The 24124-nt window shown below is 68.6% G+C and carries 25 protein-coding genes, 1 other RNA gene and 1 riboswitch; of the genes, 11 read left to right on the plus strand and 15 right to left on the minus strand.

What is annotated here, in order from left to right; translation table 11 throughout:
- Positions 1 to 90: 90 nt before the first annotated feature.
- Positions 91 to 1071 carry a 4-hydroxy-3-methylbut-2-enyl diphosphate reductase gene (gene ispH / locus ACWPN7_RS23490; protein WP_038527134.1) on the minus strand — a complete coding sequence of 327 codons (981 nt, stop codon included), beginning with the start codon at positions 1069 to 1071 and terminating at the stop codon, positions 91 to 93.
- 274 nt (positions 1072 to 1345) lie between these two features.
- Here ispH and ACWPN7_RS23495 point away from each other — a divergent pair, with 274 nt between their 5' ends.
- From ACWPN7_RS23495 to gcvPB, 6 genes are all read left to right on the plus strand, one after another.
- Positions 1346 to 1792 (plus strand): hypothetical protein, encoded by a 447-nt coding sequence (locus ACWPN7_RS23495; protein WP_247887567.1) that lies wholly within the window; start codon positions 1346 to 1348, stop codon positions 1790 to 1792.
- 20 nt (positions 1793 to 1812) lie between these two features.
- The gene (locus ACWPN7_RS23500; protein WP_349618640.1) at positions 1813 to 2058 is read left to right on the plus strand and encodes a CDGSH iron-sulfur domain-containing protein; all 246 of its coding nucleotides are present in this window, start codon (positions 1813 to 1815) and stop codon (positions 2056 to 2058) included.
- A gap of 85 nt (positions 2059 to 2143) precedes the next feature.
- Positions 2144 to 2243, plus strand: a riboswitch (glycine riboswitch).
- Between the two features lie 175 nt (positions 2244 to 2418).
- Entirely contained in the window at positions 2419 to 3531 is a 1113-nt protein-coding gene (gene gcvT, locus ACWPN7_RS23505; protein WP_459196476.1) for a glycine cleavage system aminomethyltransferase GcvT, read from the plus strand.
- Positions 3532 to 3564: 33 nt separating this feature from the next.
- The gene (gene gcvH, locus ACWPN7_RS23510; protein WP_014240827.1) at positions 3565 to 3939 is read left to right on the plus strand and encodes a glycine cleavage system protein GcvH; all 375 of its coding nucleotides are present in this window, start codon (positions 3565 to 3567) and stop codon (positions 3937 to 3939) included.
- Position 3940: 1 nt separating this feature from the next.
- Positions 3941 to 5281 (plus strand): aminomethyl-transferring glycine dehydrogenase subunit GcvPA, encoded by a 1341-nt coding sequence (gene gcvPA, locus ACWPN7_RS23515; RefSeq protein WP_459196477.1) that lies wholly within the window; start codon positions 3941 to 3943, stop codon positions 5279 to 5281.
- A gap of 5 nt (positions 5282 to 5286) precedes the next feature.
- Positions 5287 to 6849: an aminomethyl-transferring glycine dehydrogenase subunit GcvPB gene (gene gcvPB / locus ACWPN7_RS23520; protein ID WP_372441615.1), complete on the plus strand. Its 1563-nt coding sequence runs from the start codon at positions 5287 to 5289 to the stop codon at positions 6847 to 6849.
- A 130-nt stretch (positions 6850 to 6979) separates the two neighbouring features.
- Here the strand turns inward: gcvPB and ACWPN7_RS23525 are convergent, their stop codons facing one another.
- The 5 genes from ACWPN7_RS23525 to efp all read right to left on the minus strand — a co-directional run bounded on the left by ACWPN7_RS23525 (position 6980) and on the right by efp (position 12053).
- Complete coding sequence (locus tag ACWPN7_RS23525; RefSeq protein ID WP_459196478.1) at positions 6980 to 8299, minus strand: peptidoglycan -binding protein; 1320 nt, start codon at positions 8297 to 8299, stop codon at positions 6980 to 6982.
- Positions 8300 to 8350: 51 nt separating this feature from the next.
- Positions 8351 to 9490, minus strand: coding sequence for a hypothetical protein (locus ACWPN7_RS23530; protein WP_038527158.1), 1140 nt, complete (start codon positions 9488 to 9490; stop codon positions 8351 to 8353).
- A 100-nt stretch (positions 9491 to 9590) separates the two neighbouring features.
- Positions 9591 to 10361: an OmpA family protein gene (locus ACWPN7_RS23535; protein WP_451992334.1), complete on the minus strand. Its 771-nt coding sequence runs from the start codon at positions 10359 to 10361 to the stop codon at positions 9591 to 9593.
- Between the two features lie 179 nt (positions 10362 to 10540).
- The gene (locus ACWPN7_RS23540) at positions 10541 to 11395 is read right to left on the minus strand and encodes an inositol monophosphatase family protein (protein ID WP_145677040.1); all 855 of its coding nucleotides are present in this window, start codon (positions 11393 to 11395) and stop codon (positions 10541 to 10543) included.
- A gap of 91 nt (positions 11396 to 11486) precedes the next feature.
- Positions 11487 to 12053 (minus strand): elongation factor P, encoded by a 567-nt coding sequence (gene efp, locus ACWPN7_RS23545; protein WP_014240821.1) that lies wholly within the window; start codon positions 12051 to 12053, stop codon positions 11487 to 11489.
- A 167-nt stretch (positions 12054 to 12220) separates the two neighbouring features.
- Between efp and epmA the strand changes: the two genes are divergently transcribed.
- The gene (gene epmA / locus ACWPN7_RS23550; protein ID WP_038527165.1) at positions 12221 to 13273 is read left to right on the plus strand and encodes an EF-P lysine aminoacylase EpmA; all 1053 of its coding nucleotides are present in this window, start codon (positions 12221 to 12223) and stop codon (positions 13271 to 13273) included.
- 27 nt (positions 13274 to 13300) lie between these two features.
- Here the strand turns inward: epmA and ACWPN7_RS23555 are convergent, their stop codons facing one another.
- The 7 genes from ACWPN7_RS23555 to ACWPN7_RS23585 form a co-directional block, all read right to left on the minus strand.
- Positions 13301 to 14296, minus strand: coding sequence for an MDR family oxidoreductase (locus ACWPN7_RS23555; RefSeq protein ID WP_038527168.1), 996 nt, complete (start codon positions 14294 to 14296; stop codon positions 13301 to 13303).
- 123 nt (positions 14297 to 14419) lie between these two features.
- The gene (locus ACWPN7_RS23560; RefSeq protein ID WP_200776537.1) at positions 14420 to 15766 is read right to left on the minus strand and encodes an OmpP1/FadL family transporter; all 1347 of its coding nucleotides are present in this window, start codon (positions 15764 to 15766) and stop codon (positions 14420 to 14422) included.
- A 192-nt stretch (positions 15767 to 15958) separates the two neighbouring features.
- Positions 15959 to 16765, minus strand: coding sequence for a TSUP family transporter (locus ACWPN7_RS23565; protein ID WP_038527174.1), 807 nt, complete (start codon positions 16763 to 16765; stop codon positions 15959 to 15961).
- Between the two features lie 19 nt (positions 16766 to 16784).
- Positions 16785 to 17423, minus strand: coding sequence for a thiamine phosphate synthase (gene thiE / locus ACWPN7_RS23570; protein ID WP_456523396.1), 639 nt, complete (start codon positions 17421 to 17423; stop codon positions 16785 to 16787).
- Between the two features lie 12 nt (positions 17424 to 17435).
- Positions 17436 to 18365: a class I fructose-bisphosphate aldolase gene (locus ACWPN7_RS23575; protein ID WP_014240815.1), complete on the minus strand. Its 930-nt coding sequence runs from the start codon at positions 18363 to 18365 to the stop codon at positions 17436 to 17438.
- 180 nt (positions 18366 to 18545) lie between these two features.
- Positions 18546 to 18791, minus strand: a complete 246-nt coding sequence (locus tag ACWPN7_RS23580; protein WP_459196479.1) for a hypothetical protein — start codon at positions 18789 to 18791, stop codon at positions 18546 to 18548.
- Positions 18792 to 18878: 87 nt separating this feature from the next.
- Entirely contained in the window at positions 18879 to 19322 is a 444-nt protein-coding gene (locus ACWPN7_RS23585; protein ID WP_051657800.1) for a hypothetical protein, read from the minus strand.
- 133 nt (positions 19323 to 19455) lie between these two features.
- Between ACWPN7_RS23585 and ACWPN7_RS23590 the strand changes: the two genes are divergently transcribed.
- Complete coding sequence (locus ACWPN7_RS23590) at positions 19456 to 19800, plus strand: type II toxin-antitoxin system HicB family antitoxin (RefSeq protein ID WP_014240811.1); 345 nt, start codon at positions 19456 to 19458, stop codon at positions 19798 to 19800.
- Positions 19801 to 19886: 86 nt separating this feature from the next.
- Here ACWPN7_RS23590 and gap read toward each other — a convergent pair whose 3' ends face one another.
- Positions 19887 to 20894, minus strand: a complete 1008-nt coding sequence (gap, locus tag ACWPN7_RS23595) for a type I glyceraldehyde-3-phosphate dehydrogenase (protein ID WP_451992324.1) — start codon at positions 20892 to 20894, stop codon at positions 19887 to 19889.
- Positions 20895 to 21038: 144 nt separating this feature from the next.
- On the minus strand, positions 21039 to 23051 hold the full coding sequence (gene tkt, locus ACWPN7_RS23600) for a transketolase (RefSeq protein WP_459196480.1): 2013 nt from the start codon (positions 23049 to 23051) through the stop codon (positions 21039 to 21041).
- Positions 23052 to 23379: 328 nt separating this feature from the next.
- On the opposite strand from tkt, the gene ACWPN7_RS23605 reads away from it, so the two are divergent.
- The 3 genes from ACWPN7_RS23605 (at position 23380) to ssrS (ending at position 24095) form a co-directional block, all read left to right on the plus strand.
- Entirely contained in the window at positions 23380 to 23604 is a 225-nt protein-coding gene (locus ACWPN7_RS23605) for a hypothetical protein (protein WP_038527192.1), read from the plus strand.
- 3 nt (positions 23605 to 23607) lie between these two features.
- Entirely contained in the window at positions 23608 to 23922 is a 315-nt protein-coding gene (locus ACWPN7_RS23610) for a cell division protein ZapA (protein ID WP_014240504.1), read from the plus strand.
- 13 nt (positions 23923 to 23935) lie between these two features.
- A non-coding RNA gene (gene ssrS, locus ACWPN7_RS23615) (6S RNA) lies at positions 23936 to 24095 on the plus strand.
- Positions 24096 to 24124: the final 29 nt, after the last annotated feature.

The raw sequence follows: 24124 nt of genomic DNA on the forward strand, positions 1-24124 counted from the left end.
AACTCGTCGATGTCCATCTTCTGGATGGCGGGGGCGCCCATGAACGTCTCCTTCGCGAAGGCCGGTCCCCGGATTATGCGGGTCTTTGCATTATGCGTCTGCCGGGACCGGACGGGAAGGGGCGCCGCCGTCCAGCAGCGGCTTCGGCAGCTTGAAGGTGATGTCCTCGAAGGCGGTGCGCAGCTCCTCCACCGTCACGGCGTAGCGGGCGCGGGCGGCCTCCATGACCTCCTCCACCAGCACTTCGGGGGCCGAAGCGCCGGCGGTGATGCCCAGCGTGGCGACTCCGTCGAGCGCCGACCAGTCGATGTCCGCCGCGCGCTGGACGAGCTGGGCGCGCTGGCAGCCGTGGATCTTCGCCACCTCGACCAGCCGCTTGGAGTTGGAGGAGTTCGGCGCGCCTAGTACCAAGAGGGCGTCCACCTTCGGCGCGATGGCCTTCACCGCCTGTTGGCGGTTGGTGGTGGCGTAGCAGATGTCCTCCTTCTTCGGTCCGCCGATGGACGGAAAGCGGGCCTGGAGGGCGGCGACGATGCTCGCCGTCTCGTCCACCGACAGGGTGGTCTGGGTGGCGTAGGCGAGGTTCTCAGGGTCATCCACCTGGACCGTCGCCACGTCCTCCACCGTCTCCACCAGAACCACGGCGCCCTGAGGCAACTGGCCCATGGTGCCGATCACCTCCGGATGGCCGGCGTGGCCGATCAGGACGATCTGGCGCCCTTCGTTGAAGTGGCGCTCGGCCTCGCGGTGCACCTTGCTGACCAGCGGGCAGGTGGCGTCGAGGTAGAACAGGCCGCGCTGCTCCGCCGCCGCCGGGACCGACTTCGGCACGCCGTGGGCGGAGAAGACCACCGGCACGCCGTCGGGCACCTGATCCAGCTCGTCCACGAAGATGGCGCCCTTGGCCTCCAGGCTCTGCACCACGAATCGATTGTGGACGATCTCGTGCCGGACATAGACGGGGGCGCCGAACCGCTCCAGCGCCACCTCCACGATCTGGATCGCGCGGTCCACGCCGGCGCAGAAGCCACGGGGGGCCGCGAGCAGGATGGTCAGGGGCGTCTGGGTCATGCGCGTCGTTCCGGTGTCTCGAAAAAGGGGTGTAGGGGTTCGTTCGTCGCAGCGGCGGCGTGGCCTTGTGCCGGCCCCACCGCTTCTCTAAAGTCGTGGCAGAACACACCCTTCCAACCGTTAGGCCAGACCGATGGACCGCCGCCGCGACCGTAATATAGGAACCCCCGCCCGGAAAAGCCCGCGGGCGCTTGCATTCGCGAGTCTGGGTTTTCTGGCGCTCACCGGCTGCTCCGGACTCGGGGGCGGATCGAACACCGCGGCGGACGCGGCCTTGGCCTGCCCGAAGGTGTCCATCGTCCGCGATCTGGCGGAGGTCACCCAGTTCCGCAACGGCGGCGGGCGCGACCTGACGGACGTGACCTCCCGCGCGGCGCTGGCCGACTATTCCGGCAACTGCGACTACACCAGCGATGGCGTCACGGTGAACGTGAACGTCTTCCTGATCGCGGAGCGCGGGCCGGCCATGCAGGGAAACACGGCGAACTACCGCTATTTCGTCGCCGTCGCCAAGCCGGGCGAGGAGACGCCGACGACCAAGTCGGAATTCGACACCTCCGTGACCTTCGAGTCCGGCAAGCTCCGCTCCGGCAGCCGCGAGGAACTGGCTCCGAAGATTCCGCTACCCAAGGACGCCAACGGCAAGGACTGGAACATTTTCCTGGGCTTCCAGTTGACGCCGGAGCAGCTGGCCTTCAACCGCGCGCAGATGAAGCAGTGATCGGGTAAGGGGGCAGCATCATGTCCAGCGCACCGGTCGCCGCGACCAAGGAACCCATCGTCATCGAGCTGGAAGCCGGCAAGACCTACTGGTGGTGCCGCTGCGGGCGCAGCGCCAAGCAGCCGCTGTGCGACGGCAGCCACGCCGGCACCGGGCTGGAGCCGATGAAGTTCGCCCCCGCCACCTCCATGAAGGCGCGCTTCTGCGGCTGCAAGGCGACCAAGAAGCCGCCCTTCTGCGATGGCAGCCACCTGGACCTGAAGTGAGCGTCGCCGGGACCCCAGCGAACCCCGCCAGCGAACCCCGATTGACATTCGCAAAGGTCCCGGTAGGTTAAGCGGCACAAGCCGACGATCCCTCGCGGGAGAGATCACTGGCCGGTTCACCGGACAGTGGCGCCGAAGGAGCAACCGCCCCGGAAACTCTCAGGCAAAAGGACCGCAAGGGGGATAAGGCAACTCTGGAAAGCAGCCCGGTTCGCGCACAGCGGATGACGGCTCACCGAAGGAGTAAACCGGTTGTCGAGGGTTGGACCCCGCCGGTGAATCTCTCAGGTCCAGGACAGAGGGGGCAGGACTCGCGCCAATCCCGGCGCGGGTTGTGCGACCCTATGTCGGAGGACCCGCGTGACCGAGGCTTCTGAGTCCCCCAAGAAAACGCCACTGCACAGCCTCCATCTGGAGCTGAAGGGCAAGATGGTGCCCTTCGCCGGCTACGACATGCCGGTGCAGTACCCGCTCGGCATCCTCAAGGAGCACCAGCACACCCGCGCCAAGGCCGGGCTGTTCGACGTGTCGCACATGGGGCAGGTGCGCCTGACCGGCGAGGACCCGGCCGCCGCGCTGGAGTCGCTGGTTCCCGGCGACATCAAGGGGCTGGCCCGTGGGCGCATGCGCTACACGCTGTTCCTGAACGAGCAGGGCGGCATCCTGGATGACCTTATGGTCACCAACGCCGGGGATCACCTGTTCCTGGTCGTCAACGCCGCCCGCAAGGACCATGACGTCGCCCACATGCGCGAGCGGCTGAAGGGCAAGGCCGAGGTGGAACTGCTGGACGACCTCGCTTTGATAGCCCTGCAGGGGCCGGAGGCCGCGGCGGTGCTCGGGCGCTTCATCCCCGAAGCAGCCACCATGAAGTTCATGAGCTACCTGCCGGCCACCTTCAACGGCATCCCGGTCATCATCACCCGCTCCGGCTACACGGGCGAGGACGGCTACGAGATCTCCTGCGACAAGTCCGACGCCGAGACCATTGCCCGCGCCCTGCTGGCCGAGGACGAGGTCGAGGCCATCGGGCTGGGTGCGCGCGACTCGCTGCGGCTGGAGGCCGGCCTCTGCCTCTACGGCCACGACATTGACGAGACGACGACGCCGGTCGAAGCCGGGCTGGAATGGGCGCTGTCCAAGCGCCGCCGGGAGGAGGGCGGCTTCCCCGGCTACGCCATCATCAAGGACCAGCTCGCCAACGGGGCGCCGCGCCGCCGTGTCGGCCTGCAGCCGGAAGGCCGCCAGCCGGCCCGCGAGCACACCGACGTCTGCGACGCGGACGGACAAAAGATCGGAGAGGTGACCAGCGGCGGCTTCGGCCCCACCGCCTCCGCCCCGGTCGCCATGGGCTATGTGGACCGCGCGCACGCCGCCGTGGGCACGCCGGTGCAGCTCATGGTCCGCGGCAAGCCGCTGGCCGCCAAGGTGGCCGCCATGCCCTTCGTGCCGCAGCGCTACTACCGCGGCTGAGAATCACAAAACCGTTTCGAACAGGGGACAATCATGACCATCAAGTACACCAAGGACCATGAGTGGGTCCGCGTCGAAGGCGATGTCGGCACCGTTGGCGTCAGCGACCACGCCCAGCACCAGCTCGGCGACGTCGTGTTCGTCGAGTTGCCGGACGTCGGCCGCCAGCTCGCCCAGGGCAAGGAAGCCGCCGTCGTGGAGTCGGTGAAGGCCGCCAGCGACGTCTTCGCCCCGGTCTCCGGCGAGGTGATCGAGGCCAACGCCGATCTTGAGAACGACCCGTCGCTGGTCAACGCCGGGGCCGAGACCACCGGCTGGTTCTTCAAGCTGCGCCTCAGCAACCCGTCGGAGCTGGACGGGCTGATGGACGAGGCCGCCTACAAGGCCTTCGTGGAAGGGCAAGCCTGAGATGCGTTACCTGCCCCTGACCGAGGCCGACCGGCGCTCCATGCTGGAGGCCATCGGCGTGCCGTCGGTGGACGAGCTGTTCCGCGACGTGCCCGAGGCGGCCCGCCTCTCCGGCCCGATCGAGGGGCTGTCCAACCATATGGGCGAGCTTGAGGTCGATCGCGCCCTGTCGGCGATGGCGGGCAAGAACCTGCCCGCCGGCAGCGTGCCGAGCTTCCTCGGGGCCGGTGCCTACCGCCACCACATCCCGGCGACGGTGGACCATCTGGTGCAGCGCGGCGAGTTCCTGACCGCCTACACCCCGTACCAGCCGGAGGTGAGCCAGGGCACGCTGCAGGTCCTGTTCGAGTTCCAGACCCAGGTCTCGCTGCTGACCGGCATGGACGTCGCCAACGCCTCCATGTACGACGGCGCCACCGCATGCGCGGAAGCCGTGATGATGGCGAACCGCGTCACCCGCCGGAAGAAGGCCGTTCTGTCCGGCGGCCTGCACCCGCATTCCCGCGACACCACCACGACCGACGCCCGCTTCATCGGTTTCGAGACGGTGGTGATGCCGCCGGCCCCGACCGGCGGCGAGGATCTGCTGTCCGAGGTCGACGGCGACACCTCCTGCGTCGTCGTGCAGAACCCGGACGTGTTCGGCCATGTCCGTGACTACACGGAGCTGGGCAAGGCCTGCCAGGCCAAGGGCGCCCTGCTGATCGTCGTGGTGACGGAGGCCGTGTCGCTCGGCCTGCTGACCCCGCCGGGCGAGATGGGTGCGGACATCGTGGCGGCGGAAGGCCAGTCGCTGGGCAACGCGCTGAACTTCGGCGGCCCTTATGTCGGGCTGTTCGCGGTGAAGGAGAAGCTGGTCCGCCAGATGCCGGGCCGCCTCTGCGGCCAGACGGTGGACGCCGACGGGCGGCGCGGCTTCGTGCTGACGCTGTCCACCCGCGAGCAGCACATCCGCCGCGAGAAGGCGACCTCGAACATCTGCACCAACTCCGGCCTGTGCGCGCTGGCCTTCTCCATCCACCTCAGCCTGCTGGGGGAGGAGGGCTTCACCCGGCTCGCCGAGATCAACCACGCCAAGGCCGTGCAGCTGGCCGACAAGCTGGCGGCGGTGAAAGGCGTGGAGATCGTCAACGGCAGCTTCTTCAACGAATTCACCGTCAAGCTGCCGAAGCCGGCCGCGGAGGTCGTGGAAGCTCTGGCGCGGCGCGGCATCCTGGGCGGCGTGCCGGCCTCCCGCCTGTTCGGCGGCGGGCTCGACGACCTGCTGATCGTGGCCGCCACCGAGACCAACACCGAGTCCGACATGGACGCCTTCACCACCGCCCTCGCCGAGGTTCTGTGATGAGCATGAACAACCAGGGTCGCCCGACCGGCCTCGCCGAAGGCTCTGACAGCGCCGTTCCGCAGACCGTGACCGGCAACCGCGGCCTGCAGATCGAGGAGCCGTTGATCTTCGAACAGGACAGCGCCGGGCGATGCGGCGTCGATCTGCCGGAGGTCCCGGCGGTGGGCTCGCGCCTGGGGGCGGTGAAGCCGCGTGGCCGGATCGGCCTGCCGGGCCTCGCCGAGCCGCAGGTGGTCCGCCACTACACCCGCCTGTCGCAGAAGAACTACGCCATCGACAGCGGTCTGTACCCGCTCGGCTCCTGCACGATGAAGCACAACCCGCGCCTGAACGAGAAGATGGCACGGTTGCCGGGCTTCGCCGACGTGCACCCGCTCCAGCCCGAAAGCACGGTGCAGGGTGCCTTGGAACTGATGGCGGAGCTGGGCCGCTGGCTCGCCACGCTGACCGGCATGGCGGCGGTGACGCTGGCCCCGGCGGCGGGCGCGCACGGCGAGATGTGCGGCATCATGGCGATCCGCTCCGCCCACGACGCCAAGGGCGATAAGGGCCGCACCAAGATCCTCGTCCCCGAAAGCGCCCACGGCACCAACCCGGCGACCGCTGCCGCCTGCGGCTACGCCGTCGAGGCGATCCCGGCGACCGAGGACGGGCGCGTCGATCTGGAGGCGCTGAAGGCCAAGCTCGGCCCCGACGTGGCCGGCCTGATGCTGACCAACCCGAACACCTGCGGCCTGTTCGAGCGCGACATCATCACCATCGCCGAGGCGGTGCACGCGGCGGGCGCCTATTTCTACTGCGACGGTGCCAACTTCAACGCCATCGTCGGGCGGGTGCGTCCGGCGGACCTCGGCATCGACGTGATGCACATCAACCTGCACAAGACCTTCTCCACGCCGCACGGCGGCGGCGGTCCGGGCTCCGGCCCGGTGGTCTTCGCGGAGTCGCTGGCCCCCTTCGTCCCGGTGCCCTACGTGGTGCAGGACAAGGACGGCGCCTTCCGTCTGGTGGAGCAGGCCGGCGACGGCCCGGCCTTCGGGCGGATGAAGGCGTTCCACGGCCAGATGGGCATGTTCGTCCGCGCGCTCGCCTACATGATGAGCCACGGCGCCGATGGGCTGCGGCAGGTGGCGAACGACGCGGTGCTGAACGCGAACTACCTGCTGGCCCGCCTCCAGGACGTGATGACGCCGTCCTTCGAGGGGCCGTGCATGCACGAATGCCTGTTCGACGACCGCTTCCTGAAGGGCACGGGGGTGACCACGCTCGACATCGCCAAGGCGCTGATCGACGAAGGCTTCCACCCGATGACCATGTACTTCCCGCTGGTCGTGCATGGCGCCCTGCTGATCGAGCCGACCGAGACGGAGTCGAAGGCCAGCCTGGATCAGTTCGTCACCGCCCTGCGCGCCCTGGCGGAGCGGGCCAAGTCCGGCGACGTGGCCTATTTCCAGGGCGCCCCGCGCCTGACCCCGCGCCGCCGCCTCGACGAGACCGCCGCGGCGCGCAAGCCGGTGCTGCGGTGGAGCCCTGCGGTGGAACCGGAGACGGTCGCGGCGGAGTAAGGAGTGCTTGCCCCCTCCCTGACCCTCCCCCGCCTTTGGCGAGGGAGGGGATAAAATTCCCTCTCCTGCGCAGCGGGGGAGGGAAGGGGCCCGCGGCGCAGCCGTGGGAAGGGCGGGGGCAATGCGCCTTTCACCGCTGATCCAGCTTCACCTCGATGCGCCGATTCCGCGCCAGCGCCTCGTCGCTGGTGCCGGGGTCGAGCGGCTGATACTCGCCGAAACCGGCGGCGGCCAGACGGTCCGCCGGAATTCCCTGGTCGATCAAGTACTTCACCACCGAGATGGCGCGCGCCGCCGACAGTTCCCAGTTCGAGGCGAACTGGATGCGCACCGGGCGCGCGTCGGTGTGGCCGTCCACCCGCAGCACCCAGTTGATGTCCGGCGGGATTGTCCGGCCGATCTCGATCAGTGTATGGGCCAGCGCGGCCAGCCGCTGCTTGCCGGCCTCCTCCAGCATCGCCGAGCCGGAGGGGAACAGAAGCTCCGACTGGAAGACGAAGCGGTCGCCGACGATGCGCACGTCGGGCCGGTTGCCCAGAGCCTCGCGCACCCGCCCGAAGAACTCCGAACGGTAGCGGGCGAGGTCCTGCACCTTGGCGGCCAGCGCCTGGTTCAGCCGCGAGCCAAGTTCGGCGATCTGGACCTGCTGCTCCTCCGCCTTCTTCTCCGAAATCTCCAGCACGGTGCCGATGCGGGCGAGTTGCTCGCGCAGGGCGGCCATCTGCCGGTTCAGCAGGTCCACCTGCTCGTTCGCCTTGCCGGTCGCGCCTTGCTCGGCGGACAGGGAAGCCATCAGCTCAGTGATTCGGATGTCGCGCTTCTCGATGTCCTTCTGCGCGAGCATCGTCTTCTCGTCGGCGCTGGCGAGCCGTGTTTCCAGCGCCTTGGAGCGGTCGCGCTCCCCGCCCAGCTCGGCCAGCAGGGCCTGACGCTGCTCCTCGGTCAGGCGTAGCTGCGCGGCGGCGGCGGCGAGTTCGCCTTCCAGCTTGGTCCGGGCCTCGCGCAGCGCCTTCAGGTCGGCCTGGAGACTGGCGGCCTCGGCCAGCTTCAGCTCGATGGTTTCCTTGTCGGCGCGGATCGTGCGCTGCAACTCCTCCGCCGCGCGGGTGGCGTGGTCGAGGTCGCCCTGGAGCGTGGCGATGCGGCCGGTCATGGTGTCCCGCGCCGCGACGGACCCCTGAAGCTCCGCCGAAAGCTGGGCGACGTTGATGCGCAGGTCGGCGTTGGCGTCCCGCTCCAGCGCCAGCAGGTCGTTCAGCTCCGCCACCTTGCGGTTCAGGCTGCCGAGCTGCTCGTCACGCCCGGTCAGGGCGGTCGCCATGTAGAACTGGGCGACGACGAAGATCATCAGCAGGAAGATGACCACCATGACGAGGGACGACAGCGCGTCCACCCATCCGGGCCATGCGCTGGCCTCGCGGTGGCCGTTGCGGCGGCTGATGCTGGGCATGGCGGGGTGTCCCTCCGGACGGACAGGGGGTAGGCGTCAGCGCTGTTCCGATCAGCGCTGTTCCGATTCTTCGGCCAGGGCGGCGATGGTGCGGGCCAGCAGCTTGATCTCGCTGCGGATTTCCTGCACCGCCTGGACCCGGCCCGTGGAGGATTCCTCGACCATGCGGGCGAGGTAGATGTCCATGTTGCGCAGATGCTGGCGCGAAGCGTCGTCGAACCCGCCGATGGCCGCGTCGGACAGCCGGTCGAGCAGCCCCTTCATCTCCAGCTGGCTCTCGCCGAGGCGCAGGAGGAGCTGCTGTTCGGCGCGCATCTGGTCGGTCAGCGTGGTGAGCCGTTCGGTCAGCGCCATCAGATTGGCGTTGGCCGAGCGGCGGCCCTCCTCGGCGGTGGCGACGGTGCGCTGCAGCGAATCGAGGTTTTCCGCCGTCTGTTCCAGAAGCGCCGTCAGATAGGCGGGCATCGACTGGTCGCCGGTCTCCAGGCTGCCGCCGGCCCCGCTCGACAGGCGGGTGGCGCCGGACAGCCAGTCCTCGACGTCCTGGAAGAAGCGGTTGTGCGCCTGGCTGGCCTGAAGCTCCAGGAAGCCCAGCACCAGCGAGCCCGCCAGACCGAACAGCGACGAGCTGAAGGCCGTGCCCATACCGGTCAGCGGCGCTTCCAGACCGTGCTGGAGGTTGCTGAACATCGCCCCGACATCGCCGCCCTGCACCGATAGCCCGCCGATGACGGAGCCGACCGACTGCACCGTGTGCAGCAGGCCCCAGAAGGTGCCGAGCAGGCCGAGGAAGATCAGCAGACCGATCAGGTAGCGCGACAACTCCCGCGACTCGTCCAGCCGCGAGGCGATGCCGTCGAGCAGCGAGCGCATCGACAGCGCGGATAGGGTCAGCCGCCCGCGCCGCTCCCGCAGCATGCGCGCCATCGGGGCGAGCAGAACCGGCTCCGGCGCGGCGACGGCGGGGTTGCCAGACTGGAAATGCTCCAACCACGCCACCTCCGGCCGCAGCATCAGCACCTGGCGGAAGATGAACAGGATGCCGGCGAGCAGCGTGCCGAGGATCAGCCCGTTCAGCGCCGGGTTGTTCATGAAGGCGGCGCGCAGGGCCGGGAACAGCAAGGCCGTCACGCTTCCCACGACCACCAGGAAGAGGATCATCCGTGTCAGGAAGCGCTCCGGGCGCGTCATCGGGGAAGGCTCCTCAAGAGGGTGGGACGACGGGGCGATGGCGGCCATGGGCACTCTCGTCCAGGGAAGGGGGCAGGCGGTACGGCTTACAGAGAGCAGCTCATTGGTTCAGGAACTCGACGTCCAGCCGGTCCGGCGCACCGCCCGCCGCCTCCATACCCATGGCGCGGATGTCGACGCGGGTGCTGGCGATGCCGGCGGTCCCCAGCCGTTCGCGCACGGCCAGCGCGCGGGCCAGCGACAGCTGCCGCGCCTCGCGCGCCGTTTCCGGCGTGCCGCTGGCGTAGGAGCGGATCTGCAGGCGAAGCTGCGGGTTGGCGTTCATGCGCTCCGCGATGGTGTCCAGACGCGTCTGGGCCGGTTCAGGCAAGGCGGTGGCGGTGCCGTCGAACAGCACGGTCAACGGCTCCATCCGGGGCAGGGCGGGCGCCGAGGGCGCTTTCGGAGTTGGCGGCGGAAGGGCGGCGGTCTGCGTCCGGTCGGGCGGGGGCGGTGCCGCCGGCCGGTTGGAGGCCGGGACCGGCGGCGCGCCTTCCGGCAGAGCCGGCGGTGGCGGCGTTGGACCGATCGAAATCTGCGGCAGCTCCGGTGCCGTCAACAGGGTCGGGGCCTTGAAGACGGGCGGGGCCGGCGGTGCCGGCGGCGGGAAGAGATCGGGCCGCGGCGGGATCGGCAGCGGTTGCGCGTTCTCCAGCGTCAGTCCGCCCGTGTTGGCGGCGGCGGTCTGGGGCGGCGCGGCGCTGGTCTGGGGCGGCGCGGTGCCGGGCGAGGAGCAGGCGGTCACGGCCAGGGACAGAGTCACGGCCGCGGCGGCGGAGAGGACGCGCGGGGGTACCGGCCGCCCGGCGGGCGCGTTCGGAGAACGGCTCATGCGTCCGACAATCCTCATGGTGACCAGCGCGTTGTTCCCAGTGACACGGAAAAGCGTTGGTACCATAGCCCTTCGATCGGCGTAGGGACAACGCCCTTTGGGCCGCGCGGCGTGTTTCCCCACCAAAGCGCGGCCCTTGCTACCCCAACGTCATGAAGGGCTTATGGCTCGGCCGGAGGTCAGCCCTGACCGGCGTCCGCCGCCCCAGCCGCTCCGGCGGGAGCGGAGCGCACCTTGCGTTCCGTCGCACCGCGCAGGATCTTGGCGATCGGCAGGTGGAAATGGGCGTTGGCCGCCAGGATCGTGCCGCCGAACACCGGGTTGCGCCCGCCGCCGATCTCACCGACGAAGCCGCCGGCCTCGGTGACCAGAAGCTGGCCGGCCGCGGCGTCCCAGGGGGCGAGACCGCGCTCCCAATAGCCGTCGTAGCGGCCCGCCGCGACGTAGGCGAGGTCGAGCGAGGCGGCGCCGAAGCGGCGGATGCCCGCGACCTCCTTCATCAGGGCCTCGGCCTCCACCAGGAAGCCGGCATGGTCGCCGCGGCCTTTGAACGGGATGCCGGTGGCGATCACCGCGTCGGCGAGGTTGCGGCGCTCCGACACGCGCAGGCGCTGGTGGTTGAGGAAGGCGCCCTGGCCCTTCTCGGCCCAGAACATCTGGTCGTGCACCGGCTCGTACACGACGCCGGCGACGATCTCGCCGTTCTTCTCCGCGGCGATGGAGATCGCCCAGTGCGGGATGCCGTGCAGGAAGTTGGTGGTGCCGTCCAGCGGATCGACGATCCAGCGGGCGGTCGGGTCGCTGCCCTTGCTGGCGCCCGTCTCCTCCATGAGGAAGCCGAAATCCGGGCGGGCCTTCTGCAGCTCTTCGCGCAGCAGCTTTTCCGCCTTCATGTCGGCGGCGGACACGAAGTCCGCCGGGCCCTTGCGCGACACCTGGAGGTGCTCGACCTCGCCGAAGTCGCGGACAAGGCCGCGGGCCGCCTTTTCGGCGGCGCGGACCATCACGTTGATAAGGGCGGAGCGGGTGGCCATGGGCGTGCTTTATCTCGTGCGGAACCGGAAAAAGAATACACCGGCCCCTGCCTTAAGCGAGAGCCGGTGCGCAGAAAATCAGCCGGGACGGTCAGTCCTTGGCGCGCTCGACATACTCGCCGGTCTGGGTGTCGACGACGACGCGGGTGCCCGACTCGATGTGCGGCGGGACCAGGATCGACACGCCGTTCTCCAGCTTCGCCGGCTTGTAGGAGGAGGAGGCCGTCTGGCCCTTCACCACCGGGTCGGCCTCGGTGATCTGCAGGGTGACCTTGCCGGGGATCTCGACGCCGAGCGGCGCTCCTTCGAAGGACTGCACGGTGACTTCCATGCCGTCCTGCAGGAACACCTTCTGGTCGCCGATGATCTCGCCGGGGATGGCGGTCTGCTCGTAGCTTTCCTTGTCCATGAAGGTGTAGCTGTCGCCTTCGGCGAACAGGAAGGTCATCTCGTGCTCGTCCAGGCGGGCGCGCTCGACCGTCTCCTGGGTGCGGAAGCGCTCGATCGACTTGTTGCCGGTGCGCACATCCTTCATTTCAAGCTGGATGAAGGCGCCGCCCTTGCCGGGTTGGACGATGGCGGTCTTCGTGATGACCCAGAGCTTCCCGTTATGCTCCAGCACATGGCCGGGACGCATCGTGTTGGCGTTGACCTTCATGACATACTCGTGATTTCCAGGAGACAGGCGGCGCGGAACCTAGCAGCTTGCCGGGCCGGTGGCAACGCCGGGTGGGGCTCAATCGGCGTTCTGCGCCTTCTTTGTCCGTTTTCGCCGCCGCTCCCGCTCTGCTAAGCAACGTCATCGCTCCGTCAGTGAAGGCCATCATGTCCCCCGTCACGCCCGCCTGGGCTCCCGAGAGCTTCGCCCGCCGCCGCCCCCATCTGGCCGTGCGCGGCCGCGTGCTGGGCGCCGTCCGCCGCTTCTTCGAGGAGAACGCCTTCCTGGAGGTGGACACCCCGGCGCTCCAGGTCTCGCCGGGGATGGAGCCGCATCTCCAGGCCTTCGCGACGGAACTGGTGGGGCCGCACCCCGACGACCGGCTGCGGCTGCACCTGCACACCAGCCCCGAATTCGCCATGAAGAAGCTGCTGGTGACGGGGTTGCCGCGCATCTACCAGATCGCCCACGTCTTTCGGAACGGCGAGCGGTCGGCCACCCACGCGCCGGAGTTCTCCATGCTCGAATGGTACCGGGCGGGGGAGGGCTATCGGACGCTGATCCGCGACTGCGAGGATCTGGTGCGCGAGGCCGCCATCGCCGCCGGGCGGACGCGATTCGACTTCCGCGGCATGACCTGCGACCCCTTCAAGGAGTGGCGGGTGCTGACCGTTCAGGACGCCTTCCGCGAGTATGCGGGGATCGATCTGCTGGAAACCTTCGACGGCAGCCACGACCCCGACCCGGCCCCGCTGGCCGCCATGGCGCGGGCCATCGGCATCGCCCCGCACGACGGCGACCGCTGGGAGGACATCGTCTTCCGCATCATGTTCGACCGGATCGAGCCGCATCTGGGCGCCGGCGTGCCCTGCGTGCTGACCGATTATCCCATCTGCATGGCCGCCCTGTCGCGCCCCAAGCCGGAGGACTTGCGGCTGGCCGAGCGGTTCGAGCTGTACGCCTGCGGTCTGGAACTCGCCAACGCCTTTGGCGAGCTGACCGACGCCCGCGCCCAGCGCACCCGTTTCGAGGCCGACATGGACCTCAAGGAACGCATCTACGGCGACCGCTTCCCGGTGGACGAGGATTTCCTCGCAGCACTGGAACACGGTATGCCGGAGTGCAGCGGCATCGCGCTGGGCTTCGACCGGCTGGTCATGCTGTGCAGCGGGGCGGAGCGCATCGACGAGGTGTTGTGGCTGCCGGTGGCGGGGGCCTGACCCCACCTGCCACCGGTACCGGCGTCTTCAGGCGGTTACGTCGATCACCACGCGGCCGCGCACCTGCCCGGCGAGGATCTGGCCGGCCAGTTCCGGCAGCTTCGACATCGGCTCCACGGTGTACATCGTCTTCAGATGGTCCTTGTCGAGGTCGCGGGCCAGCCGCGCCCAGGCGCGCTCGCGCCGCGCCGCCGGGGCGGCGACCGAATCGACGCCGATCAGAGTGACGCTGCGCAGGATGTGCGGCAGCACCGTTCCGGGCAGATCGGCGCTGCCCGCCAGCCCGCAGGCGGCAATGGCGCCGCCCCAGACGGTCTGCGACAGGGCGTTGACCAGCGTGATGCCGCCCACCGAATCGACGCCGCCGGCCCAACGCTCCTTCTGCAGGGGCGGGCCTTTCTCCTGAAGGGCGGCGCGGTCGATGAAGCCGGTGGCGCCCAGGCCGGACAGATACTCGTGGGTCTCGGGCCGTCCGGTGGAGGCGGTGACCGGATAGCCGGCCTTGGCGAGCAGGGCGACCGCGACGGAACCGACGCCGCCGGCCGCTCCGGTGACCAGAACCTCCTTGCCGCCGGGCTGGATCGCGCCCCAATCCTCCAGAGCGTCGACGCAGAGCGCCGCGGTGTAGCCGGCGGTGCCGATGCCCATCGCCTCCTCCGGCGAGAAGACGTCGGGCAGGCGGATCAGCCATTCCGGCTTCACGCGCTGGAACCGGCTGTAGCCGCCCCATTGGGTTTCCGACAGGCCCCAGCCGTTGACGATGACCTTGTCCCCGGCCTTCCAGTCGGCGGAGCGCGACTCCACGACCGTGCCGGCGAGGTCGATGCCGGCGACCATCGGCAGCTTGCGGGCGATCCGGCCCTTGCCGGACACGGCGAGGCCATCCTTGTAGTTCAGGGTGGAACAGGCGACCTCGACCAGCACGTCGTGGTCGGGCAGGTCGGTCAGGCTCAGCGGCTTGAAGCCCCCCTTGGGCTTGCCGTCGGCGTCTTCGATGACGAAGGCGGTGAAGGTGTCGGCCATGCGGATTCCTCTCCCGGATCGGGTTCTTGATTGGGGGAAAGCCTAGCACGGACCCGGCGATGGACAAGAGGCGGGGACGGTGGAGCGAACGGGCGGCGCCCGCGCGCTCCACCGGGATGCGGATCAGAAGGTGATCTTGGTCTGGAGCGCGATCACGTCCACATGGGCCTTGTAGTCGGCGGACAGGTTGCCGCGGAAGGCGTCGCTGCCCGTCAGGTTGTCGCGCAGGTCGATCTTGGCCTTGTTGGCGAAGATGTGGCTGTAGCCGATGTCGGTCCGGATGTTGTCGGTGACTTGGTAGCCGGCGCCGATCGACACCCAGTAACGGTCCTCGTCCGGGATGCGTGGCGTGCGGTACTGGTCGCTGACCGGGGTCTGATCATAGGCCACGCCGAAGCGCAGGGTCAGCTTTTCGTTCCACTTGTAGGCGGCGCCCAGCGCGAAGAACCAGGAGTCGTCCCAATTCTCGTCGGTCACCGTGTCGGTGCGCAGCGGGTTGCGGTAGCGGATGCGCAGCTCCTTGAAGCGCGACCAGTTGGTCCACTGCGCGTCGGCCATCACGGCGAAGGAGCTGGTCAGCTCGTGATAGGCGCCGAAGGAGATGATGTCCGGCGTGGCGACCTTCGCTCGCACCGGCGAATTGGCGAAGCTGGCCTGCAGCGCCGGAGTCGCGGGAACGCCCTCGAACTTCGAATCGCCGTCCAGCTCGTGGAAGACGGAGGAGCGGTAGGAGACGCCGAAGCGGGTGCCCTTGGCCGGCTCGTACAGCATGCCGGCGGTGAAGCCGAAGCCCCAGTCGTCGCCCTTCACCTCGCCCACGCCGTCGCGCGAGCCCGGCGCGATGGGAACCCCGGTCGCCGCCAGGATGGAGCCGAAGTCCACGGCCTGGCTCAGCCGCGCCTTGGCGTACTGGAGCTGCAGGCCGCCGGCGATGGTCAGGTCCGGCATCAGCCGGTAGGACACGGTCGGGGAGATGTTGATCGTCAGCAGGCTGGAATGGATGCCGTGGTAGCGGCCGGTCCAGCTTTCCGGATAGTCGGTGGACAGGCCCCAGGGGGCGGTGATGGCGAGGCCCAGCTTGACGTCCGGCGACACGGTGTAGGCCATGTAGCCCGACGGAATCACCGCGTCCATGCCGATGTCGCCGGGGTCGGAGGTGCCCTGGATGGTGCTGCCGCCCAGCCGCGTGGCGCGGGTGCCGCGGGCGTTGCTGGTCTTCGAGGTCGGGAACACGCCGCTCAGCACGCCAACCGCCTGATTCCCCTCGATGGTCCCCAGGGCCGCGGGGTTGAAGAACAGGCCGGTGGCGTCGCCCATGCCGTTGGCGGTGGCGCCCGCGAAGGAGGTGCCCTGGCCCGAGGCGCTCTGCTCCTTCAGCAGATAGCCGGCGGCGCCGGCCGGCAGCGGGGCCGCGATGGCAACAGCGGCGGCGGCGGCGAGCAGATTCCCCTTCAATGACCCTTTGGACATGCGTTTCTCCCCAATTTCGTTATTTGACGCAATGATACACAGATTGACGTTAACGTAAAGTGGCCCCGCTGAAAAAATGTTGGACCAACAAATCATGCGCCCGCGAGTGTGCAGGGGGGAGGGGAATGCCCGCTACGGTCGATTCGCCGCGGCATGAGGGCGCGGGTGTGAAAATCGGGATATTGGGGGCGCTCAGCCCAGCCAGCCGGCGACCATGGCCATGCCGGCGCCGATCACCCCTTGGGCGTCGGTCCAGATCAGCTTCGCCGTGATGGCGATGGAGGCTACGACCAGCATGGGCCGCACGATGGCGGCGCCGTTGCGGATGACCATGTGGGCGCCGATCTGCGCGCCGATCATCTGGCCCACGCCCATCAGCAGCCCGGCCACCCAGGCGATCTGCCCGCCGGCCAGGAAGAAGAGGAGGGCGGCGATGTTGCTGGTGAAGTTCAGCACCTTCGTGTGGGCGGTCGCCTTGCGCAGGTTGAAGCCGAGCAGCGAGACGAAGGCGATGGCGAAGAAGGTGCCGGTGCCCGGCCCGAAGAAGCCGTCGTAAAATCCGATCCCCGTCCCGGCGAGCAGGGCGAATCCACGCTCCCCGATGCGCTGCTGCGCGTCGATCTCGCCGGCCTTCGGGGAGACGAGCAGCCAGATGGCGATGCCGATCAGCAGCACCGGGATGACGTTGCGCAGGAATCCCGGATCGATCATCTGGACGATGATCGCGCCCGCCGCGGAGCCGGCGAAGGTGCAGCCGATCATCACCGCCATGTCGCGCGGCTTCACCTCGCCGCCGCGGGTGAATTTCACCGCGGCGGAGAAGGAGCCGAAGCTCGATTGCAGCTTGTTCGTCGCCAGCGCTTGGGCGGGCGACAGGCCGGCCCAGAGCAGCGCGGGGAGGGTCAGAAGCCCGCCACCCCCGGCGATGGCGTCGACGAAGCCCGCGACAAGGCCGACCGCGAACAGCGCGGACAGCGTCTCGATGGAAAGGAGGTCCATGATCCGGCGGCGGCCTTCGTTACCCTTCGGCCCGGGCGATGGCGGCGTTGAACGCCTTCACGGCGGCGCCCGGTCCATCGGGATGGTTCCACACGGCGCCGACCACGGCCAGGAAATCGGCCCCGGCGCTCACCAGCGGCCCGCAATTCTCCTGGGTGATCCCGCCGATCGCGACGCAGGGGACCTCCATCAACTCCGACCACCACCGGAGCAGCTCCGGCTCCGCCTTGAATTCGGCGTCCTTGGTGGTGGTGGGGAAGAAGGCGCCGAAGGCGACGTAATCGGCCCCGGCCTCACCCGCTTCCATGGCGAGATGGCGGCTGTCGTGGCAGGTCACGCCGACGATGGCGTCGTTTCCGACGATCCGCCGCGCCTGGGCGTAGGGCGTGTCCTTCTGCCCGACATGCACGCCGTCGCAGCCGGTCTCGCGGGCCAGTTCGGGATGGTCGTTCAGGATGAAGGCCACACCGCGGTCCTGGGCGATCGGGCGCAGGGCGTCGCAGGCCCGGCGCACGGCGTCGTCGGAGCAGTCCTTCAAACGCAACTGGACGCAGGCGACATCGCCCGCGTCCAGCGCTTCGGTCAGTTTCGGCGCGAACGCCGCCGGTTCCAGGACCGGCGGCGTCACGAGGTAGAGCCGACAGGCGGTTTCGGTCACCCGAGGCGATCCTTACTCTTTGCCCTGGTAGATCTTCATGATCCGGTCGAGCAGCTTCAAAGCGTCTTCGCGCGGGCGCTGGAAGGCGTTGCGGCCGATGATCGAGCCGTTGCCGCCGCCGTCGCGGATCGCGCGGGCGTCCTCGAACACCGCGTCCTCGCCCTTGGTGGCGCCGCCTGAGAAGACCACGATGCGGCGGCCGTTGAAGGCGCACTGCATGATGTGGCGGACGCGGTCGGCCTGGGTGGCGATCGGGATGTTCTTGGACTCGTAGACCTTCTTGGCCTCCGCCTGCTCCAGATGGGCCGACGGCAGCTTCACCTTGATGATGTGGGCGCCGAGCAGGGCGGCCATGTGGGCGGCGTAGCCGATCACGTCGATGGCCAGCTCGCCCTCCTTGGAGATCGTGCCGCCGCGCGGGTAGGACCACAGAACGGTGGGCAGGCCGACCGACTTGGCCTCCTTCGACAACTCGCGGATTTCCTCGTACTGGTCGTACATGGCGTCCGAGCCGGGGTAGATCGTGAAGCCGATGGCCGAGCAGCCGAGGCGCAGCGCGTCCTGCACCGAGGCGGTCACCGCCTGGTCGGCGTCCTCCTTCTGGCGCGACAGGCTGTTGGCGCTGTTCATCTTGAGGATCAGCGGGATCGAGCCGGCGAAGGTCGAGGCACCGGCCTCCAGCGAGCCCAGCGGGGCGGCGTAGGCGTTGCAGCCGGCGTCGATGGCGAGCTGGTAATGGTAATGCGGGTCGTAGCCCGGCTCATTCGGCGCAAAGCTGCGCGCCGGGCCGTGCTCGAAACCCTGGTCGACGGGGAGGATCACCAGCTTGCCGGTGCCGCCCAGCTTGCCTTCCATAAGAATGCGGGCAAGGTTGGCCTTGACGCCCGGGGTGTCGCTTTCGTAGTTCGCAAGAATTTCCTTAACACGACGAGTGAGCTTCATCTGGCTCTTCCCCTTGGGGTTTCTGTCGGAAATGCGGCCCTCATAGCCCAGCGCGGGACTCTTTGCAACGTCGGCAGGGGTGTAACGCGGCCTTCCGCAGCGCCAAAAGGGCCTATCCAAGAGGCCGGATTCGGAATTCTCCGAAAGGCGACGCGAACGTCGCGCAGCAGCCTTTTGTTGTCAGAGCACGGACTGGACGATGACGTAGAGGCCGTAGCCCGCACCCACCGCCACGGCCCAGGCCCCGGCAGCCAGGCCGGCCCAGACGACGAGCAGACGGGCGCCGCGGATCTTCTCCACCTGAGGCGCGGGAAAGCGCGAGCCGCGCGGCAGCCCGTCCGGCCTCTCCGGATGGAGGAGAGCGGAGTCCTCACCCTTCAGCGGTGTGCCGCCCGCCTGGGGCCGCAAAGGCGTGGTCGTGGTCATGAGGGTGGTACCGCATCGTGATGATGAAACCACCATACACCACTTTTGATCCTGCGGATTCGGGGAAAAAGCGGTATCGCCTTGGGACTATTCCGTGACATGGCCGCCGTCTTGCCCGCCTAGCCAATTCCGGCAGGTGCGCCGGGGATCGCGGGCGCTGCGCAGGTCGAGGGCCTCGGGAAGCGCCGTCAGCAGGCGGGCACCGCGCTGCGTGGCGATGTCGGCCAGCCGCTCCGCGACATCCAAGCGCCCGGTGAACAGGATCGCACCGATCCCGGCGGACAGCGCGCCCAGGGCATCGCCGGGCCGGTCGGCGCAGTCGAGCACCGCCGTCATCGCAACCGACGGGTGTCGGGCGGCGGCGCGGGCGGCGACCGCGCGAAACCAGCCGGCCCCGGCGGAGGCCGCCGCACCGGGCGCGCTGACCAGCAGAAGGGGAATTCCGAGTTCCGCCGCCGCGGCGCAGGCGGCGTCGGCGTCGGTCAGGCTGTGGATGCGGATGGGGCGGGAATGCGGGGGCAGGGCGGTCATGGGGGCAGGGGGCATGACGGGAAAAACACGGCTGGCATTCCCTCGGCCCGATTCCGGGAATTGAGGCAGGTCAAACCGCGGGGGCGGAGGCGAGGCTATCCTTCCAACCTACGCATTCCTGGGGTCGCCGCCGATGATGGACTATAAGGGCTACAAGGCCCAGATCGATTTCGACAACGACGCCGGCATCTTCGTCGGCGCCGTCATCAACACGCGCGACGGCATCACCTTCACCGGCCGCTCGGTCGATGAGCTGCGCAGGGCCTTCCGCGAGGCCGTGGACGACTATCTGGCGATGGCCTGCGACATGGCGGGCAACACCGAGCAGCCCTATTCCGGCAAGCTCGCCATCCGCGTCAACCCGATGCTCCACCGCGCCATCGCCACCTGTGCGGAACGCGAAGGCAAGAGCGTCGCTGCCTGGGTCGCCGATCAGTTGACGCAGGCCACGGGAATCAACGCCGTCAAGGCGGGGTGACCGCGACCGCTGTCGCAACAATCCGCTCATGAAAAAGGGCGCCCCGTTCAGGGCGCCCTTTCTCTTTGCAGCAAGCCACGGACGGCTTACTTGGCGTTGGCCATGGCGACGGCGGTGTCGCTCATGCGGTTGGAGAAGCCCCACTCGTTGTCGTACCAGGTCATGATGCGGACGAAGTTGCCGTCGATGACCTTGGTCTCGTTCAGCGCGAAGATCGAGCTGTGCGGGTCGTGGTTGAAGTCGGTGGAGACCAGATCCTCGGTGTAGGCGCCCAGGATGCCCTTGAGCGGGCCGTTGGCGGCCTCGGAAATCGCCTTGGTGATCTCCTCCACCGTGGTGGCGCGCTTGGCGGTGAACTTGAAGTCGACCACCGAGACGTTGGGCGTCGGCACGCGCATGGCCGTGCCGTCCAGCTTGCCCTTCAGCTCCGGCAGCACCTTGCCCACCGCCTTGGCCGCCCCGGTCGAGGTCGGGATCATGTTCAGCGCCGCGGCGCGGGCGCGGTGCAGGTCCTTGTGGTTGGTGTCGACGATGCGCTGATCCCCCGTGTAGGAGTGGATCGTCGTCATGAAGCCCTTCTCGATGCCGATCAGCTTGTTCAGCACGAAGGCCACCGGGGCCAGGCAGTTCGTGGTGCACGACGCGTTCGAGACGATGCGGTGCTCGGCCTTGAGCTGGTCGTGGTTGACGCCGTAGACCACCGTGATGTCCTCGTCGGTGGCCGGGGCGGAGATCAGCACCTTCTCGGCACCCGCTTCCAGATGCTTGGCGGCGTCGGCGCGCTTGGTGAAGATGCCCGAGCATTCCATGGCGATCTGGATGCCCAGATCCTTCCACGGCAGCTTGGCCGGGTCACGCTCCTGCACGACCTTGATCGAGTGGCCGTTGACGATCAGGGCGCCATCCTTGACCTCCACGGTGCCGGGGAAACGGCCATGGACGCTGTCGTACTTCAGCAGGTGGGCGTTGGCCTTGAGGTCGGCCAGGTCGTTGATCGCCACGACCTCCACGTCGTTGCGGCCGCTCTCGTAGATGGCCCGCAGAACCAGACGGCCGATACGGCCAAAACCGTTGATCGCTACCCGAACAGCCATTGTTTTTCCTCCAGTCTGGCATTCCCCGACCCCGAACCATCCGGCTTGGGGCGGTAACTCCCGGCCCCGGATGTGTGGTCCGGGGCGGCAATTGTCAGCCCCGGACCGTCGGCCCGGAGCCCGATCCCGCGAACGCTCGCTCTTTTACAGGCGCGCCTTCGCCGCGGCGACCACGGCCTCGGCGGTAATGCCGAAGTGCTTGTAGAGTTCCTGATAGGGAGCCGACTCGCCGAAGCCGCTCATGCCGACGAAGGCGACGGCCGTGGCGCCCGGATAGCCGAGCCAGCGGTCCCAGCCCTGACGGATGGCGGCCTCGACCGCGACGCGGACGCCGCTGCCGAGAACGGAAGCCTTGTAGGCGTCGTCCTGCGCCTCGAACAGCTCGAAGCTCGGGATCGACACCACGGCGGCGCCGATGCCCTCGGCCTGGAGCGCCTTGCGGGCCTCGGCGGCCAGCGAGACTTCCGAGCCGGTGGCGAGCAGCGTCACCTTGCGCTCGCCCTCGGCCTCCAGGATCACGTAGCCGCCGCGGGCGGAGCGGTTCTCCGCCGCGTGCTCGGTGCGCAGGGTCGGCACGTTCTGGCGGGTCAGCGCCAGGACGGACGGGCCGTTGACCCGCTCCAGCGCGATCTGCCAGCACTCCGCGGTCTCCACGGCGTCGGCCGGGCGCAGGGTCAGCAGGTTCGGGATGGCGCGCAGGGCGGCCAGATGCTCCACCGGCTGGTGGGTCGGGCCGTCCTCGCCGAGGCCGATCGAGTCGTGGGTCATCACGAAGATCGAGCGCTGCTTCATCAGCGCGGCGAGACGGATCGACGGGCGGCAGTAATCGGCGAACTGCATGAAGGTGCCGCCGTAGGGAATGACGCCGCCGTGCAGCGCCATGCCGTTCATGACGGTGGCCATGCCGTGCTCGCGCACGCCGTAGCGGACGTAGCGGCCGTTGAATTCACCACGGCCCTTCACATCGGCGGTGTTCTTCGCCTTGGTGTTGTTCGACGGGGTCAGGTCGGCGGAGCCGCCAATCATCTCCGGCACCGCCGGAACCAGGATGTCGAGCACGTTGCCCGAGGCGACGCGGGTCGCCCAGCTCGGCTTATCCTCAGACACCTTCTTCTTGAAGGCGGCGATCAGCTCGTCCAGGCCGGCGGGAACGCCCCGGTCCATGGCCGCCTCGAACGCCTTGCGGGCGGAGGGGTCCATCGCCGCGACGCGCTGCGCCCAGTCGGCGTAGGCGGCGTCGGCGCGGGTGCCGGCGGCGCGCCAAGCGTCCAGCACGTCCTGCGGGACGACGAAGGCCTCGTGCGGCCAGCCGAGATTCTCACGGGTGGCGGCCACCTCGTCGGCGCCCAGCGGCGAGCCGTGGCAGCCGTGGGTGTTGGCCTTGTTCGGGGCGCCCTTGCCGATGATGGTGCGGCAGGCGATCAGCGTCGGCTTGTCGGAGGTCTGCGCGGCCTCGATGGCCTTGGCGACGGCTTCCGGATCGTGGCCGTCGACGGTCGCCGTGTTCCAGCCGTAGGAGCGGAAGCGGGCCGGCGTGTCGTCGGTGAAGCTGAGGTCGGTCGAGCCGTCGATGGAGATGTGGTTGTCGTCCCACAGCACGATCAGGCGGTTCAGCCCGAGATGGCCGGCCAGCGAGCAGGCCTCGTGGCTGACGCCCTCCATCAAGTCGCCGTCCGAGGCGATGACGTAGGTGAAGTGGTTGATAAGATCGTTGCCGAAGCGGGCGTTGGTGATGCGCTCCGCCAGGGCGAAGCCGACGGCGGTGGAGACGCCCTGGCCCAGCGGCCCGGTGGTCATCTCGATGCCGAGCGACGGGTCGACCTCCGGGTGGCCCGGCGTCAGGCTGCCGAGCTGGCGGAAGCGCTTCAGCTCGTCGATGGTCATCCGCTCATAGCCGGTCAGGTAGCCCAGCGAGTAGATCAGCATCGAGCCGTGGCCGGCCGACAGGATGAAGCGGTCGCGGTCGGCCCAGGCCGGCTGCTTCGGGTTGAACTTCAGGAAGCGCGTGAACAGCACCGTGGCCACGTCGGCCATGCCCATCGGCATGCCGGGGTGGCCGGACTTCGCGGCCTCCACCGCGTCCATGGACAGCGCGCGGATGGCGTTCGCCATGGTGGTGATGGGGGCGGGCGGGGTGGCGGCGGAAGCAGCGGACATCGGGCAGGGTTCCTGAAGAATGTTCCCGTGGGCAGGCGGGCAGCGAACGGTGGGGGCCGAATGGCATCGGGCAACACCGATTGGGCGGGAAACAAGGCTTCCCGCAGGACGCGCGCACCATGCAGAACCCGTGTGCGCAGGTCAACACGGGAATGGGGATGGCGGTCCGGCTTCCGGCGCATTGTGACGGCGCCATTTCCACCGTGAACTGCGGCGTAATTCCGGTTGACGGGGCGGCATGGCCGGCCCAACTGTAGCGCTCGGCATTTTATGCATGTGCGAACTGCTGCCCGCCCGCCGTCCATCCGTCCGTCAAGGTTCTCCGCCCATGGATTCCCTGAAAGCCGCGCTCGACCGCCTCTCCAAGGCCGTGGATCGTCTGGAGCATGCCGCGTGCGCCCGCGAGGAACGGGTGGCCAAGCGCGAGCAGGAGCTGAGCGAGTCCCTGCGCGAGGCGCGCATCGAGCAGGCGCGGGCCCAGGAGAACGCGGAAACCGTGTCGAAGCGTCTGGAGGCGGCCATCGGCCGTCTCGAAGCGGTTTTGGAGAACTGAGCCATGGCCCAGGTGGACATCGAGGTGAACGGGCGCGCCTACCGCGTCTTCTGCCAGGACGGCCAGGAGGCCCGCCTGCGTGAGCTGGCCGGCTTCGTGGACGCCAAGCTGAAGCAGGTGACCGGCGGCGGGAAATCCGGGTCGGAGGCGCAGATGCTCGTCCTCACCGCCATCGTCATGGCCGACGAGATGCAGGACGTCATGGCCGGCCGCGGCCTCGCCCCGCTGTCCACGGTCAACGAGGCCGAGGTGGCCGCCGCCGTGGATAATGTGGCTTTGCGCATCGAAGAGGTTGCCGCGCGGCTTGAGCGCGCCTAAGTTAGCTCTTGGAAGGTCGCTGCCTGGTTCGTCAGGTCGCAATAATCCCCAGGGCCGATAATCTTAGACTCTCGGGAGCTGTCCCTGTCCGGACCCTGGTCCGGTTACACGGCGCCCACCTGCTCTGCAGGTCATGGAGGATAAGCAATGCCAACGGCCAAGGCGGCACCTTCCACCTCTCCCCTGACTTTCCCCGACCTTT

This window comes from Azospirillum sp. UENF 312511 (assembly GCF_058780635.1).

Coding starts and splice junctions, on each gene's coding strand:
- efp (WP_014240821.1), bottom strand. CDS start 12,053: ATGAAGGTCAACGCCAACACGATGCGTCCCGGCCATGTGCTGGAGCAT.
- ACWPN7_RS23565 (WP_038527174.1), bottom strand. CDS start 16,765: ATGGACCTCCTTTCCATCGAGACGCTGTCCGCGCTGTTCGCGGTCGGC.
- ACWPN7_RS23540 (WP_145677040.1), bottom strand. CDS start 11,395: ATGGCCACCCGCTCCGCCCTTATCAACGTGATGGTCCGCGCCGCCGAA.
- ACWPN7_RS23590 (WP_014240811.1), top strand. CDS start 19,456: ATGATGGACTATAAGGGCTACAAGGCCCAGATCGATTTCGACAACGAC.
- ACWPN7_RS23580 (WP_459196479.1), bottom strand. CDS start 18,791: ATGACCACGACCACGCCTTTGCGGCCCCAGGCGGGCGGCACACCGCTG.
- ACWPN7_RS23585 (WP_051657800.1), bottom strand. CDS start 19,322: ATGACCGCCCTGCCCCCGCATTCCCGCCCCATCCGCATCCACAGCCTG.
- gcvH (WP_014240827.1), top strand. CDS start 3,565: ATGACCATCAAGTACACCAAGGACCATGAGTGGGTCCGCGTCGAAGGC.
- ACWPN7_RS23575 (WP_014240815.1), bottom strand. CDS start 18,365: ATGAAGCTCACTCGTCGTGTTAAGGAAATTCTTGCGAACTACGAAAGC.
- tkt (WP_459196480.1), bottom strand. CDS start 23,051: ATGTCCGCTGCTTCCGCCGCCACCCCGCCCGCCCCCATCACCACCATG.
- gap (WP_451992324.1), bottom strand. CDS start 20,894: ATGGCTGTTCGGGTAGCGATCAACGGTTTTGGCCGTATCGGCCGTCTG.
- ACWPN7_RS23560 (WP_200776537.1), bottom strand. CDS start 15,766: ATGTCCAAAGGGTCATTGAAGGGGAATCTGCTCGCCGCCGCCGCCGCT.
- epmA (WP_038527165.1), top strand. CDS start 12,221: ATGTCCCCCGTCACGCCCGCCTGGGCTCCCGAGAGCTTCGCCCGCCGC.
- gcvPB (WP_372441615.1), top strand. CDS start 5,287: ATGAACAACCAGGGTCGCCCGACCGGCCTCGCCGAAGGCTCTGACAGC.
- ispH (WP_038527134.1), bottom strand. CDS start 1,071: ATGACCCAGACGCCCCTGACCATCCTGCTCGCGGCCCCCCGTGGCTTC.
- ACWPN7_RS23530 (WP_038527158.1), bottom strand. CDS start 9,490: ATGACGCGCCCGGAGCGCTTCCTGACACGGATGATCCTCTTCCTGGTG.
- ACWPN7_RS23535 (WP_451992334.1), bottom strand. CDS start 10,361: ATGAGCCGTTCTCCGAACGCGCCCGCCGGGCGGCCGGTACCCCCGCGC.
- gcvPA (WP_459196477.1), top strand. CDS start 3,941: ATGCGTTACCTGCCCCTGACCGAGGCCGACCGGCGCTCCATGCTGGAG.
- ACWPN7_RS23605 (WP_038527192.1), top strand. CDS start 23,380: ATGGATTCCCTGAAAGCCGCGCTCGACCGCCTCTCCAAGGCCGTGGAT.
- ACWPN7_RS23555 (WP_038527168.1), bottom strand. CDS start 14,296: ATGGCCGACACCTTCACCGCCTTCGTCATCGAAGACGCCGACGGCAAG.
- ACWPN7_RS23525 (WP_459196478.1), bottom strand. CDS start 8,299: ATGCCCAGCATCAGCCGCCGCAACGGCCACCGCGAGGCCAGCGCATGG.
- ACWPN7_RS23500 (WP_349618640.1), top strand. CDS start 1,813: ATGTCCAGCGCACCGGTCGCCGCGACCAAGGAACCCATCGTCATCGAG.
- ACWPN7_RS23610 (WP_014240504.1), top strand. CDS start 23,608: ATGGCCCAGGTGGACATCGAGGTGAACGGGCGCGCCTACCGCGTCTTC.